This window comes from Sphingobacterium sp. BIGb0116 (assembly GCF_024808035.1).
GTDB lineage: Bacteria > Bacteroidota > Bacteroidia > Sphingobacteriales > Sphingobacteriaceae > Sphingobacterium > Sphingobacterium paramultivorum.
The window spans coordinates 166,156-182,215 of sequence record NZ_JANUDT010000011.1 but is presented as its reverse complement, the minus strand read 5'-3'; the positions used below and the strand labels follow the sequence as shown (position 1 = coordinate 182,215).

At 43.6% G+C, this 16,060-nt stretch carries 9 protein-coding genes; all 9 read right to left on the bottom strand.

Annotated features, from left to right (window positions below; all coding sequences use genetic code 11):
* Positions 1 to 2: 2 nt before the first annotated feature.
* Entirely contained in the window at positions 3 to 1,328 is a 1,326-nt protein-coding gene (locus tag M2419_RS23665) for an MFS transporter (RefSeq protein ID WP_259255755.1), read from the bottom strand.
* A 100-nt stretch (positions 1,329 to 1,428) separates the two neighbouring features.
* Positions 1,429 to 3,738 (bottom strand): family 65 glycosyl hydrolase domain-containing protein, encoded by a 2,310-nt coding sequence (locus M2419_RS23660; protein WP_259255754.1) that lies wholly within the window; start codon positions 3,736 to 3,738, stop codon positions 1,429 to 1,431.
* Between the two features lie 108 nt (positions 3,739 to 3,846).
* Positions 3,847 to 4,494 carry a beta-phosphoglucomutase gene (gene pgmB, locus M2419_RS23655; RefSeq protein ID WP_182332996.1) on the bottom strand — a complete coding sequence of 216 codons (648 nt, stop codon included), beginning with the start codon at positions 4,492 to 4,494 and terminating at the stop codon, positions 3,847 to 3,849.
* A gap of 33 nt (positions 4,495 to 4,527) precedes the next feature.
* A complete protein-coding gene (locus M2419_RS23650) occupies positions 4,528 to 6,387 on the bottom strand; it encodes a glycoside hydrolase family 13 protein (protein WP_259255753.1) in 1,860 nt (619 codons plus the stop codon).
* A 6-nt stretch (positions 6,388 to 6,393) separates the two neighbouring features.
* Positions 6,394 to 7,413 (bottom strand): SusE domain-containing protein, encoded by a 1,020-nt coding sequence (locus tag M2419_RS23645; protein ID WP_259255752.1) that lies wholly within the window; start codon positions 7,411 to 7,413, stop codon positions 6,394 to 6,396.
* Positions 7,414 to 7,568: 155 nt separating this feature from the next.
* Positions 7,569 to 9,164, bottom strand: coding sequence for a RagB/SusD family nutrient uptake outer membrane protein (locus tag M2419_RS23640; protein WP_182333002.1), 1,596 nt, complete (start codon positions 9,162 to 9,164; stop codon positions 7,569 to 7,571).
* Between the two features lie 11 nt (positions 9,165 to 9,175).
* On the bottom strand, positions 9,176 to 12,145 hold the full coding sequence (locus tag M2419_RS23635; protein ID WP_259255751.1) for a SusC/RagA family TonB-linked outer membrane protein: 2,970 nt from the start codon (positions 12,143 to 12,145) through the stop codon (positions 9,176 to 9,178).
* Between the two features lie 11 nt (positions 12,146 to 12,156).
* Positions 12,157 to 14,742, bottom strand: coding sequence for an alpha-amylase family glycosyl hydrolase (locus M2419_RS23630; protein ID WP_259255750.1), 2,586 nt, complete (start codon positions 14,740 to 14,742; stop codon positions 12,157 to 12,159).
* 195 nt (positions 14,743 to 14,937) lie between these two features.
* Positions 14,938 to 15,948: a LacI family DNA-binding transcriptional regulator gene (locus tag M2419_RS23625; RefSeq protein ID WP_182333008.1), complete on the bottom strand. Its 1,011-nt coding sequence runs from the start codon at positions 15,946 to 15,948 to the stop codon at positions 14,938 to 14,940.
* Positions 15,949 to 16,060: the final 112 nt, after the last annotated feature.

Genomic DNA, 16,060 nt, shown 5'->3' with positions numbered 1-16,060 from the left:
ACTTAATTCTTACTCTTTGGAACAAAGAATGCCGCCAGCAACATAAATATGCCGGCCAACAACAAGCCATAAATGGATTGGCTATGAAAAAAATATTTGATGATCATTCCGCCAAAAAATCCACACACAATCTGAGGTAGGGTAATGAAAAAATTAAATAGCCCCATATAAACTCCCATTTTACCCGTAGGCAAATGATCGCTCAAAATTGCATAAGGCATTGCCAAAATGCTTCCCCAAGCGATACCAATACCGATCATAGGAAGAATCAGTAGATTGGCATCTTTGATCAGAAATAATGAAATTAACGAAAGCCCACCAATGGAAAGCCCAAGAGCATGTGTTTTTCCACGCCCAAAATGTTTAGCTATCCGCGGAATAAACAAGGCATACAAGGCCGAGACTCCATTGTAAATACCAAAAAGCACACCTACCCAATTGGCAGCCTCCATATAGAGATCCTGCCGATTTCCTTCCCGCAGGTAAAAAACCGAATCAGCAATAGCAGGAGTTGTATACACCCACATCATAAAAAGGGCAAACCAGGAGAAAAACTGGACCCAGCCCAATTTGCGCATGATCACTGGCATCTTACCGATATCACTAAAGATAGAACGCAAACCAAACTTTGGTGCCGCATCCTGTTCAATAGCAACCGCATCCGAAAAAGTCTGAAGCTCTGTTGGTGAGTACTCTTTTGTTTTGAACACAGACCATAACACCGTTAGAAGCAGGACAAAACCGCCTACATAAAAGGAGTAGATAACATTACTCGGTACTTGCCCGGCTTCAGAAGTCCCTGCTACATGAAAATACTTCGTCAACATAAAGGGAAGTAGCGAGCCAAGGACAGCGCCAATCCCGATTAAAAAGGTCTGTACCGAGAAGCCCAGACTCCGCTGACTGCTCGGCAGATTATCACCGATCAGCGCCCGAAAAGGCTCCATCGTCACATTGATGGAAGCATCCATAAACATCAATAAGCCTGCACCGATCCAAAGTGGCGCCAATAATGTTGTCAATAATGCCGCATTGGGCATTAAAAATAAAGTCAGGGTAGTCAACAGTGCCCCCACCAAAATATAAGGTCGCCGCCGGCCCAATCTATTCCAGGTTCGATCGCTATAATGGCCTATAATTGGCTGTACAATCATCCCTGTAATCGGAGCTGCAAGCCAAAAAAGTGAAAGATGCTCCACATCAGCACCAAATGTTTGGAGAATACGGGAGGCGTTGCCATTTTGCAGAGCAAAACCCATTTGTATCCCCAGAAATCCAAAACTCATATTGATGACCTGGCTAATGCTTAATTCAGGTTTATTTCCCATAATAGGCTATCAAAATTTAAGACAAAATACAATTTAATTACCATTTAACCCCTATTTTCAGCAGCATAAGATAGGTTCTTTCACTACTGAAAACTAGGGTTTATCTCAGCTGAAGCACCTGTTTTTTGCTTTGCCCAGGCAGCACGAAAGCTTCGGTTGCCGTCTGGATATGGACTGCAGTATCACTGACATTTTCGATCGTATAGCCATCGGCATCTACTGCAATCAGTAAAGTCGCTCCACGAAATAACACCCGGAATTTATATCCTTCCCATTCTTTGGGCAACATCGGATTTAAATACAATTGTCCGTCCTTAATCCGCATTCCTGCAAAGCCCTCTACGATTGTCATCCAGGTACCCGCCATCGACGTAATATGTAAACCGTCTTCGGTATCGTTATTGTAATCGTCCAGATCCAAACGTGAGGTGCGCAGATAGAATTCATACGCTTTTTCCGGCTTGTTCAATTTAGCGGCCAATATTGCATGTACGCAGGGAGACAGCGAACTTTCATGCACCGTAAAAGGCTCATAGAATTCATAATGTCGACCTAGGGTCTCCAGGTCAAATTGATCCTCAAGGAAGTAAAAACCTTGCAATACATCGGCCTGTTTGATATAACAGGAACGCAGAATCCTATCCCAACTCCAATGCTGGTTAATAGGGCGATGCGATGGATCAAGTTCTGCCACAGGAATCAGCTCTTTGTCCAAAAAGCCATCTTGCTGCAAATACACATTCCGTTGCGCATCAAAAGGATAATACATGTTATCGACAATGTGCTGCCATTTTTGTTGTTCTCCCGATGCTACGGCCAACTTCGCTTTCAGTACGTCAGCATTCCCGTCGCTCAGCTGAGCCAGCTTTTTTAAACAGTCCAGTGTATATTGCAGACACCATGAAGCAATACGATTGGTGTACCAGTTATTGTTTACGTTGTTTTCATACTCGTTTGGTCCCGTCACGCCCAACATAACATATTGCTGGCGATCGGCACTCCAATTGACACGCTGTGCCCAGAAACGGCTTATCGCAACCAAAACCTCCAATCCATGTGACCAGATATAATCCTGATCTCCGGTGTAACGGACATAATTATAGATCGCAAATGCTATAGCTCCATTGCGATGAATTTCCTCAAATGTAATCTCCCATTCATTATGGCATTCCTCACCATTAATCGTAACCATGGGATAGAGTGCAGCGCCCCGATTAAAGCCGAGTTTAGCGGCATTTTCGATTGCCTTTTCCAATTGCTGATGACGATAAATCAACAAATTACGGGCAATCTTTGGTGACTGTGTTGCGAGATAAAATGGAATACAATATGCTTCGGTATCCCAATACGTAACACCACCATATTTTTCACCTGTAAAACCTTTCGGACCAATATTGAGGCGCTCATCTTCGCCGGTATAAGTCTGGTTAAGCTGGAAAATATTGTAGCGTATTGCCTGCTGTGCTGCGACATCACCACTAATTTCAATATCACTTTCTGCCCAGATCACTTGCCAGGCTGCTGCCTGTCGAGCCTTTAACTGCTCATAACTCAGCACATTCAATTGGTGTAGATTAACCGAAGCAGCCTCTTTTAGCTGAGTTGACAAGTGATTCTGCGAGGTGACAATGGCAACGCGCTTCTCAACACGACAAATTTGAGATTCAGCAAGATCTGTCTGATAGATCTCTGTCATACAGCCCGGACTTGCGACGGTATCTTGCACTTCCACGACCGCTGTTGGACCAGTTACGCTCGTTGTAAGCATGGCATAGACGTCAAACCCCGTTTTCTTAGTGCGCGCTACCACAAAGGTATTTTCACCATCCCTACCCTGCGCTGTACTTTCCCAAAATTGCTCGTCATAGTTACTATCACGGTTAACGACTTCAGCATTTAACTGCGACCTGATCTCCAATGCAATTGGACCAGAAAGCGCCTGGATGTTGTACTGCAATGAAGCTGTTTCGGAAGCAAACAGATGATACATCCGGCTTGCTTCTACCTTAAGCTGTGCTCCGTCTGGCATTTCCACGATAAAACTGCGGTACAAAACGCCATGCTGCATATCCAGTCGGCGCTCAAAAGATTTGACCGTAACTTTGTTCAGATCCAGCACCTGCCCATTGACCAAAATATGCAGGCCTATCCAATCGATGGAATTGATGACCTTGGCGAAATATTCCGGATACCCATTTTTCCACCAGCCTACGCGTGTTTTGTCCGGATAATAAATACCGGCCAAATACGACCCTTGCAAGGATTTCCCGCTGAATTCTTCTTCAAAATTAGCCCTCTGCCCCATCCGACCATTACCAATAGCGAAGATACTTTCCGAAAATTCATTATGTTCGGGGCGAAATGTATCTTCGATAATTTGCCAAGGGTTATGTTTGATATATGTTTTCATCTTTTTATTTTTTTCACTGCATGCTCGGAATCGAAGGCAAATAAATGATTGCCCTATTTACCGATACCATCTACAGCATGCTTTCCGCTATTGAATTTCTCCTAAATTTTAAAATTTATCGACTAAGGTCCCTAAATCCGCTACGACCAAATCCGCTCCCTTTAGATGTTCCTCCAGGCCTACACCTATTACCTGCATACCGGCTGCCCGTGCTGCATCTATTCCAGCCTGCGCATCTTCCAGCACCAGGCAGTGGGCCGGCACAATCTCCAGAACCTTGGCCCCCTTAAGGAAAACTTCCGGGTTGGGTTTAGAAAGCTGCACTACATTCCCATCGATCAGCGCATCGAAATAGGGTATAATTCCGGTTTTTTCAAGGATACCCATTGCATTCTTGCTGGCCGAACCAAGTCCAATCTTAATTCCCTTTTCCTGTAGCTTTTTTAAAAGTTCCAAACTACCCGAAAGCAAGTGGTCAGGACTCAGCTGTTCAATCAACTCCAGGTACCATTGGTTTTTAAGCACCAGTAAATCCGCTTTTTCAGCTTCGGACTTTTCCACCCCGGCCCATTTTAAAATAAGCTCCAGGGATTCGATCCGGCTGACACCTTTCAGCTGCTCATTGTCAACAATGGAAAACGAATAGCCCAAGTCTTCGGCCAATCTATGCCAAGCTTGAAAATGGTAGATTGCCGTATCCACCAACACACCGTCCAAATCAAATATTACGGCTTTTACAGTAGTATAATTAATCATTGAAAAATGAATTCTATAGAATTTTAAATTGTATTAAAACTTAAGCTCCAACACTTTAGTCTCATAAGCTTCCAGTTTCAAGGTATTGTCAGCTGGAGTGGTTTCCTGTTTTTGGATAATATCAACATAGGATCTGACCCTGCTGTTTCTTTCCTTAAAACGATCCAGTTTGATCTCTTTCGTCGAATCATTGCAATTCATCACGACCATAACCGTCTGTTGCTCGTTGTAGCGGAAATACACATACACACCATCTTCGGGCACATACTGCATCGTTTTACCAGTTTGTAATACAGCATGTTGTTTACGATAATTGGCTAGCGTTTGAACAAAAGTCCACATATCCTGCTCTGCCTTAGTCCTTCCGTCTGCGGTAAACTTGTTCAGTTTGTCACCCGCGAAACCACCCTGAAAGTCTTCCCGTAGCAAGCCATCTGGATTTGAGAAATTCTTCATCAGAATTTCCGCCCCATAGTACAATTGTGGGATGCCCCTTGTTGTCATAAGCCAAGCCATTGCCGATTTATATTTCTGCACATTTTCACCGACAACGGAGAAAAAACGATCTTTATCGTGGTTATCCAAAAAAAGCACATTTTGCTCGGGACGTGGGTACAGAAAGTCTGAAGCGAGCGTTGAATACAATTTATTGGCTCCGGCTGTCCATTCTGTCTTTTGGTTGAGTGCATCACCTATGGCATAATTAAGCTGAAAATCCGTGACACCCATCAGCTTGGAATCGACATCCTGGCCAACTCGTTTTCCACCCAGAAAATAGGCCTGGTTCCCCACACCATGTACCCATGTTTCACCAAAAAAGGTGAATTTTGGATACTCCTGCAGAATGCGATCTGTCCATTTGGCCATAAAATCAAGATCATTGTACGGATAGGTATCAATTCGGAATCCATCTATTGCCGCAGTCTCTATCCACCAGATATGGCTTTGGGTCAGATAATTTTGAACGTATGGGTTTTGTTCGTTCATATCGGGCATTGTGGGAACAAACCAGCCTTTGACCATTTTCTTTTTGTCATCTGCCGAGGCATAAGGATCAAAAACTGTCTGGTCTTTGTAAGATGTCTGCGTATAGGTAGGCCATTCATTGAGCCAGTCGGCCATCGGTTTGTCTTTTACCGTCCAATGATAACTTCCGATATGATTGGGCACCACATCAAAAATCAGTTTCATCTGACGTTTATGCAGCTGTTCACCCAATTGGACATAGGTATCGTTGCTACCAAAACGGGGATCAATATGATAGGTTTCGGTGTTGGCATAACCATGATATGAAGCCTGGGGCATGTCATTGGTCAACACAGGAGTCAACCACAATGATGTCACCCCAAGATCTTGTAGGTAATCCAGCTTTCCGATAATACCTTCCAGATCACCGCCATGACGCAGATACATCGAGTCTCGGTTTAAACTCATATCCAACATGCCTTTCACCTGATCATTTCCTTTGTTTCCATTGGCAAAACGATCGGGCATAATCAGGTAGATCAAATCAGCACTGTTCACACCCTGTGCTTTTACTTCTTGATCCCTTTGCTTCAACTCATAACGATAGGTTAGTTTTTTCTTTCCTTGGCTAAAGGTAAAAGTTGACCATCCTGGTTTGGCGGAAGCAGCCACCTTGACATCCAAAAACAGGTAGTTGGGATTTTCTACGCGATTGACTTTGACAAGTTCTATCCCTTTGTCCTCCACCTGTACCTCGCTTTTCCCTATCTGAGGTCCATACACAACAAGCTGCAAGGTCGGATTTTCCATTCCTACCCACCAGTTTAAAGGTTCTACGCGTTGGATGGATTGCCCCATTAGGGGGCTCCATCCAAGCACCGTTAGTGCCACGAATACTGTGGTAATCTTTTTATTTCGTTTAAACATCGTTTTTTATTTCTTCGTCAACGTATATGTATTTGCATTGAAATCCACGACGATATCATACGTACCGGCATTGGCAACCGCGATATTGGCCCCGCCGGCAATCAGACTGCCGTTAGCTCCGCCGAAATTCGTTCCCCAATCGTGGTTTTTACGGAATTTGATCTCGCCTGCAGTCAAGCTCACTGTGAGCTTCCATACCTGATTGGCATTGTCGAATTTCATATCCGTATCGGCATCCCAGCCCTTAGGCGTGGCACTACCAATAATGCCCCAATTGTGATCTTTAAATGAAATGGTATTTGCTGTCGTATTGACTTCTATTTCCAGATTTCCTGCACGGGGAGCCTTTATATTTCCACCGCCATTAAAAGCGAGTTTACCATCTGCAGCCTGTCCATAGGAATTTGCCCAATTGCGCTCTGTCGTTATCTTAAATTCCGAATTCGCTTCCGGAAAGGAGATAATGCCCGTATAGATGCCGTTGCTTGTTGGGGAGACAATCGATTCAGCAGTAGCCGGATCCCATCCTTGATAAGCTCCCGGAACGTACAAATAGCTGGTCGAAGCAAAAGGGATTGCTTTAAGACTAGCTAACGCAGAAAACACCACCGTAATTTTAGTATTGATACTCGACTTGAGGCGTACATCAAAGTCCGAAGCCGTTCCCGTCGGAACACCAAGAGAAAGTAAATAGCTGTTCAATTCATAGCCTGTAAATCCAAGGCTTGTCCGACCGTTGGGAATGACAACTTCTTTTACTGTTTTAAAATTGTCTCCTTTAAGTGCAAACTGCAGGACGTTGGTTACTGCGGCCTGAAAACCAAAGTCAGGCTGAATCATATTGAGGTGCAGTACCGTATCCTTTGCGTTATCTTTTGACAAGGTTACATTCGTTTTATCGAGGCTTAAAGTTGCAGGCTTTATGCTCTCCCCGCTAGCCAATATAGCGCGCGTCTCGTCTTTTTTACAACTTTGGAACGCCGCTATAAATAGCAGCATAATTCCGATATAGTGTCTAATTTTCATCTGTTTAATTTTTGTTTTCAATAGCTGATGAAAGCCCAGGTAACTGACCATTCGAACAATAGATATTGCCCGGTTTCATCTGTCAACAATTGTCTTATTACAGGTAAGGCTACATTGACCGGAAGAGACTCGCCGTTCTTCCTGTCTGATGCTGATTAATTATAGCCTGGATTCTGTACAAGATTGGAGTTCGCAATAATATCCGAAGCAGGAAGTGGGAACAGCGTCCTATACCCGGCAACTGCCTGACCTGCAAGCACACCACCTTTAAAAGGCCAGAGGTAATTATCACCCGTAAATTTGCCATAGCGGATTAAATCCGAACGTCTAAATCCTTCCCAGTATAATTCTTTCACACGCTCATTGAGAATATCATCCAAAGAAAGATTCGTTAAGTTCCCACTGTTGTTTCCATAGGCACGTACACGCAGTTTATTGACATAGTCCAGCGCCTTGGCCAAGCTGCCGCCAGAGCCGCCACGCAATGTCGCCTCAGCATAGATCAAGTTCATCTCTGCCAAACGAATCAACGGGAAATCCACCGAAGCAACGAAACCTTCAGCTGCCGGAGGAGCAGTTTTTCCGTCCTTGTTCACATTGCGGAATTTGGTAACCGCCAGCCCTTGCTTATAGACAGCGATATCCTCAATTTTCACACTTGTATTTAAGTGAAACATTGCCCGCTTGTCCGTTGCTCCAGTGTAGTCACCGAAAATCGTTGCGATATTGTCACGTGTCCGATTTCCGGCCCAACCGCCGCCGGGTACACCGAAAGAAGTGGGATCCATGGTTGCGTCAATAGCTGCATTGATCAGATAAGTTGTACCCCCCTTACTCTGTGTTTTGGTTCCATCATAAGGCAGATAGAAAATAAATTCGGGGTTGTTCACATCATTATCCGCGTAGAAGAGCTCCCGATAATTTATCCCCAAACTATAGCCCGAGTTCAGTACTTTTTCTGCGTATGTAATCGCTTCGGTATATTTCTTATTACCAGCACCCAGGTAAACCTCTGCGTTGAGGTATAAACGAGCCAACAGCCCCCATGCCGCAACTTGATCGACACGACCATATACATTCTGTTTGGCACCTTTTAGCTGGCCTGCAACTTCCAACAGCTCTTTCTCTACATAAGCAAAAAGTTCAGGTCGTTTGATCTGAGGCGGCGATACTTTTCCGACAGGAGTTTCTTCGGTTACAAATGGTGGATTTCCAAACAAATCAAGCAGCACCCAATAATTATAAGCACGTAAGAATCTTGCTTCGGCACGATAATAAGCGATTTCTTTTTTATCGGCATCTGAAATACCGCGTTCGGCCAATTTAGCATCTGTACTTTCTCTTAAAAATTCATTGACAAGTGTGGCACTATAGACACAGCGGGTATAAAGACCGCGCAGCATGGGATTGCTATCGTCAAAATCGAGGTAATCCAGTCCGCTAATCCCCGAATCATTGAGCCAGGCACAGGCGGCCTCATCGGTCGTAAGTTCCTGTGCGTTCCAAAAGAGGCGTAAAAAATCCGATGTACCGGCATCCAATCCTCCCAGATCAGAGTTATTCGGCCCCGATGTACTGGTTAAGGTCAATGATCCATATAATCTTGCGAAAGATGAGGTATAGCCTTTAAAATCTTTATAGGCCACATCTGCAGTTACGTCGTTGGTCGGTTTTAGATCCAAATCCTTATGGCAGCTGCTCAGTGCTATAGCCAGCAAGCATACACCTATATATTTATTTAATTTTTTCATTGTTATATCGTTTAAAAACTCACATTTACACCCAATACATAAGTCCTTGGCCTCGGATAAAAGCGATCGTCTATACCGTTAGATATCTCGGGGTCAACACCTTTATAATTGGTGATCGTAAATACATTTTGTACAGTTGCAGAAATCGACATTGAAGCCTTACTATTCCGGATAAATTTTCCAAGGTTATAACTCAGGTTCACATTATCCATTTTCAAAAACGAAGCGTTCTTGATGTAGTAATCACTTCTTAGCTGTTTGAGCAGAAAATTGGTATTAAAAAAATCCACGGGTGCATTATTGATCACCAAAACAGCCTGATCGTTGATATTTGCCCCGCTTCCCAAATTAGAGGAAACATTGTCGTAGACATAATTATCCAGATTTGTGCGCAATACCGTTGTTGCCGACCATTTTTTGTAGCTGTATGCCGCTGTAAAACCCAAAAGATATTTCGGTAACGGTGATTTATACAGATAGCGATCGTTATCGCTGATAACGCCATCTCCATTACGGTCAACATAGACACCTTCGACAGGATGCCCCTGTTCATCATATACCTGTTGGAAAACATTGAAACTGTTTGGCATGAAATTAACCTTATGCGCCTGGATATTTCCGCCTGTACCACCACGGATACCACCTGTCTCTACAATAAAGTTTGGATCATCACTCTGTGTCAGATTGGTTACTTTACTCTTATTATAAGTTAGGTTAAAACCGATGTCCAAGGTCGAATTATCCGTTTTTAGTGGGACGAAGTGTACATTAAACTCCAGCCCCTGGTTTTCCATGTTACCCACGTTGGTCAATAGGAAATTGCTAAAGTTAGAGCCTACAGGAACGGGAATCGTGCTGAGCAGGTCTTTGGTTTTTTTCGAATAATAATCCACGCTACCATAGACCCGATTGTTGCTAAAGCCAAAATCAACTCCGGCATTATAGGTTGTTGTATTTTCCCAACGAATGTCTTTATCGTAGGCCACAGGTGAATTTAAATAGTAGTATTCATCACCAAAGCGATACATCGACTCGTTGCCGCTGATGGTATAATTAGGCAAATAAGAATAGTTGGCGATGCCATCTTGCTGCCCGGTTTTTCCATAACTTAGACGGAGCTTCAGTTCGGATACTGCAGCTATATCTTTTAAAAAGCCTTCATTTTTGGCGCGCCAGGTAAATCCGACAGAAGGAAAATATCCCCAACGGTTATCAGGACTAAAACGGGAAGAACCATCCGACCGCAAGGTTCCCGACAGGACATACCGGTTGTCATAGGTATAAATCAGACGGCCATAATAAGAGATCAACAGATTTTCGGGTTTATCAAAAGGCCGCGTTGGCTCATTTAGGATCTTATCACCTTCCGCATTTGTACGGTTAAAATTGTAAACCTTACTGCTATTTTTATAGTAGCCATAGCCCAATGTCGCGTCTATCGTACTTTTGATTGTAGGTAATTCCTTATCATACTTTAAATAAAACTCCAGCGTTTTATTGTTGATATCGGTTTTATATTGGGTTCTTTCACCCCCTTCATTAAAATTACGTGCAGCTATCGCAGGTGTAAATGTGTTCCCTTTCGAACGCGCCAGATCGTATCCAACGTTTAAGTTGGCATGCAGCTCCGGCAGGAAATGAAAACTATAATCCACCTTTGCATTTCCGATACTTCTAAACACATCACCATTATCTTTGCGTAAATCCAACAAGGCTAAAGGATTTCGTGGTGCATTGGGATTAGGTTTCCCCCCCTGAATCCACTCATAATACCCACCAAAACTATTTTTATCATCCACATAGACAGGTTGAGTCGGGTCGAACTGAATGGCAGCTCCGATTGCGTCTTGTGTCGCAAATTTCGATTTTGACCAGGTACCACGGACATTTACATCCAATGAAAGATGGTTATCCAGAAATTTTGGCGTTAATGCCAATGCAGCAGTAGTTCGTTTTAAGTTATCATTTTTCAATACCCCATCCTGGTTCATATAGCCCGCAGAGATACGGTAAGGCATATTGCCCGCTTTGGAAGCAATGTTAACGTTATTATCCGTTGTAAATGCATTGCCATAAATCACATCCTGCCAGTCGGTATTTGCTGTTCCCAACAATTTTTTCATGGCATCACTACCATTTGTATTGACATAATCGCGGATTTGATCGGCGTTGAGCAACTTTACTTTATTGGCTACGGTAGCCAATGAATTCTGTGTAGAGAAGTTGATCTGTGTTCCTGAGCGACTGCCTTTTTTTGTCGTGATCAAAATAACCCCATTCGACGCCCGCGAACCATAGATGGCTGTTGCATTGGCATCTTTCAAGATTGTAAATGTCTCGATATCATTTGGGTTAATCAAACTTAATGGGTTAGCTACCCCAGATACAGAACCACCTGCCAATGGAATTCCATCTACGACAATTAACGGATCGTTACTGGCGTTCAATGAAGCTCCGGTACGAATACGGATTGTGCTTCCTGCGCCCGGCTGCCCCCCACTTGTTGTAATCTGTACGCCTGGAACTTTGCCCATAATGAGTTGCTCCGACGAGGAGATCTGTCCTTTTTGAAAATCTTTTGCAGATACTGTACTGATTGAACCCGTCAGGTCACTTTTCTTTTGTGTACCATAACCAATCACCACAACCTCTTCCAGTGCACTGGTATTGGATTTAAGGTAAAGGTTTAACGGATGCTGTCCATCGTTGACCTGGATCAAGGTATCCAGGGTCGCGTATCCGACCATACTTACTTTCAGACGTAATTTCCCTGTTTGTAGTCTATCCAAGCTAAAATCCCCATTCGCATTGGTAGACAGTGATTTTTGAATCTCCTCGAAGCGCAGTGTAGCACCGACCAAGGAACTCCCCTTCTGGTCCATTACTCGCCCTTTTAGCGTTGCCTGTTGCGCAAATGCCGAAGCACTTACACCGAGTAGCATGCTCAGAGCCCAAAATGGACGTGATAGCTGTTTGTTCATAAAATAACTGTTTATTTATTTAGTTTTGTTTTGCTTATCAATTGGTACTGCCCAGGGAGGAGACTCAATTTTGACTGGCCTGACCAATTGAGCTCTTTTCCCGTAAAATTATCGATCCACTGCCCCTGCAACGCTGCCGGCAAGGCAAAGTCCACACTTTCTACCCCAAAATTGCCAAGTACCCCTACTTGTTGTCTCTCCTTTTCGAGAACAAAATATTTAACGGCATCTTTCATAGCCGATGTGATAATCGTCCCGTTTTGGAAAATGCTATTTTTGGTTTTGAAACGTGTAAGTTTGGCATAGGTCTCAAAGAGCTTTTTGCGATCATCTTGTTGTAGATAGCTCCACAACAATGGTTTTTCGCCTGTGCGCCCATTTTCATCGATAGACACATCATAGCCGTATTCGCCAAACTGCCAGATCATCTTAGGTCCAGGCGAAGCCAATAAAAACACGGCGGCCTGTTCCATACGTTTTAATGCCGTACTGAGGTTCTTGATGTTATAGCTACCTGATGAATTGCCGTAATTCAGGCATTTGAACAGCAACCGCTGTTCGTCATGGCTTTCCATATAAGACACAAACGAGGGTTGTGTCATGCCGTGGCTCGAAGGGAATAATCTGCCTAAATCCGAGCCGTTGTTGGCATTCCAGCCCATCGCCGCCTCATTGAAGACCGCATTCATGTTGTTCCATAGCAACATCCCCGATTGCGCAAGTTCGGCCTCTTCCTGATCTCCACCAAGATGTTCGAGAATAATATAACACGAGGGATCGATGCTGCGAATATACTGCTGGTATTGCTTCAAGATAGCCACACGTGACGCATCGTAAGCATTCCATGCACTTAAATCACTTTCTGAGGTACCCGAATTTTTCTGTGTAAACCCTTTAGACAAGTCAAATCGGAACCCATCAATCTTGTACTCCTGCATCCAATAGGTCAAAACATCCTTGACAAAAGTCTGTGTATAACTACTTTCATGGTTAAAGTCGAAGCCAACATTGAACGGATGCTTGGCAACCGTATTGAACCAAGGGCTATTGCCAGCTACGTTGCCCTGCTCAAAATAAAGCTGTACTAGCGGGGATTGACCAAAAGCATGATTAAAAACAACATCCAAAATCACGGCAATACCATTTTCATGACAAGCATCAACGTATGCTTTCAAGTCGTTTTTTAAGCCGTAATATTTATCCAAAGCGCGGTGGAAAGAAGGATTATAACCCCAGGTCGAATTCCCCTCCGATTCCTGTACAGGCATAAGCTCTACCGCATTTACACCCAGCCTTTTTAAATAAGACAAAGAGTCTTTCAATGTGGTATATTGATGTTGTTTGACAAAATCACGGACCAAGAGTTCGTAAATAACTAAATCACCTTGAGCGGGTTTATTAAATAGCGTGGTTTTCCATGAGTAGGATTTGGCTGGGAGATCCAATACGCCAACTACTCCCTGCGCAGCAGCGGGATAAGCGGGTACAGCCGCCGCGGTCAGTCCGAGTGCCGCGTCGTTTTGCGGATCAAGAATCAGCTCAGCATAGGGGTCGGCGATATTCAGCTGACCGTCCACCAAAAACTGATAAGTCTGTTTTTTAGAGAAATCCAGATTCGATACGGTAACCCACCAGGTTTTGCCATCCGGTGTCTGGCTCATCGCATAGGCTGGTAACGCTTTATAGTTATTAAAATCGCCCAAGACATACACACTCGTTTTTAATGGTGCTGTGAGCGCAAAACTGACCTCTCCTTTTTCCCTGTTTATGGTTGTTCCGTTTGCATTGACGCCTATCGGGAGTGCAGCGATGGCAGGTTTTGATTGCACAAATAACTGTGCTTTACTGGAATATATTTTGCCCCCAGCCTCAAGACGTGCTTCAAGCTCGTGCAGGCCATTGCTCTGTAGGCTGAGCGATTTTTCTAATGACAGCCCAGCAGAAGATTCAACAAACAATAAACCATTGTCCCAGATACTGATTTTTCCGGACTGCGTTGCCTGTACTTTTAGCTTCAGATTATCTCCAACGGTGTACATCTGCTCCAGGGTAATTGGATCTGTGGGCTGCAGCGTAGGCGAAACAAAACGAATGGCCTGTGTATTGCTCGTTACAAGAGGAAGAAATAGATCTGAATTATTTTTGTTTCGTTGGACCAGCGACCCATCACCATTGCGGACTAAAAGTGCCATCTGACCAAATTCTCCGCCATTAGTCAGGTTAAAAAATATGGAAGGGGTAAATGTGAATGAATATAAACCAGCAGAAACAAATTTAAGTTTATAAGCATTGTCATTCTTTGACCAATCTGTTGCTACATGTTGCCAGCTGCCCCCATTCACAGGAATCAATCCGGCGTGTAGGTAAAGGTCGGTAGTACTACCTTTTAAAGCCGCATTTCCTTTCGAAAGATCAAATTGCAACGTAATTTCCTGATCCCAATAGATAAATGGGGCGGAAAGATTGAGCAAACCAGATCCCTGCTGTTCAACAACAGGAGGTTGCTCGACATCCACGATATCTTTCTTATTTGCACATGATGATAATAGGACAATCACCCAGAGATACCCTATTAAACGAGAGATATGCTTCCCCATCGATAATTAGCTTTACTTGGAATCTGAAATTGGGAACGTTCCCGAAATCAAGGTAAAAAGAAATCGCTTGTGGCGATTTGCTGGATTTCCCTATCCAATATTTTATACAAATTGATTATTTAAATACTTTCGGGAATGTTCCCGAAAGTAACCAAAGCTAAATAATGGGATTACAAAAAACAAATATTTTTTTTCTTATTTCAGGCTAGATTTTTGAAAAATAAGCTGGGAATCAAGATAAACCGAATTAGCAAACTTAGTATTTTCGGGGTCTTCCATCTTATCCAATAGGTATTTTGTTACTAATTGCCCCATTTCATAGGCTGGTTGTTTCACTACGCTCAGTGCCGGGTCAATCAGATCGGCGATATCCAAACAAGAAAAACAAATGATTTTAAGATCTTCCGGAATACGAATTTCGAGCTGTTTGGCCACCCGTATACTCGAAATAGCAAGACGTTCTACCGAGGCAAATATGGCATCGGGTTTCTCCCGTTCGATCAGGTGGGCAATATCTTTCATATTCTGATCAGCATCATTGACCGTATCCAAAATAAGCTCCGGTCTGATCGGAATTCCCACTTCCTGCAAGCCCTTTTCGTAACCATCTTTACGTACCTTACCGATGGAGACATTCGGATTAATCGCGAGGTAAGCGATCCGTTTACAGGCATTATCGATCAGGTGTTTGGTTGCCAGGTAAGCCGAATCAAAGTCATTACCCGTAATATACCCCCCCTTCCAATCGTCGTATGCACGGTCAAAAAACATGACCGGAATGCCGCGCTCTGCCAAAAGTTGTAAATGCGAATGGTCTTTACCCTCACCCGAAGCCGAAATGATAACGCCATCCACCCGCCCATTAGCCAGTGAACGTACGATTGAGGCTTCATTTTGCACCTGATGATCCGTCACATAAATTAAGGTATGATAGCCCTTGGAACGCGCCACAGCCTCAATTCCTTTGATGGCTTGCGAGAAAAATTTATTACCAAATTCGGGAATAATAATCGCAATGGTCAGACTTTTATTTGCCTTTAGACTACTTGCATAAACATTCGGCGAAAAACCGATTTCTTCGGCCATAGCCAGAATCCGAGCTTTTGTCGCTGGATTAATGTCCACGTTATCCCGAAATGCACGGGAAACGGTCGATTTTGACAAGCCGAGCTTTTTGGCCAGATCTACTATTGTTAATTGCGACATATCTAGATTCCCTTTGCTGTTCGAATGTAATAATTGTTGGATACAAATAAAGCAATTATCTATCCAGAATAGCAAATTTTCTTTTTGTCCTCTTTGTTTTAAATCAGCGGGC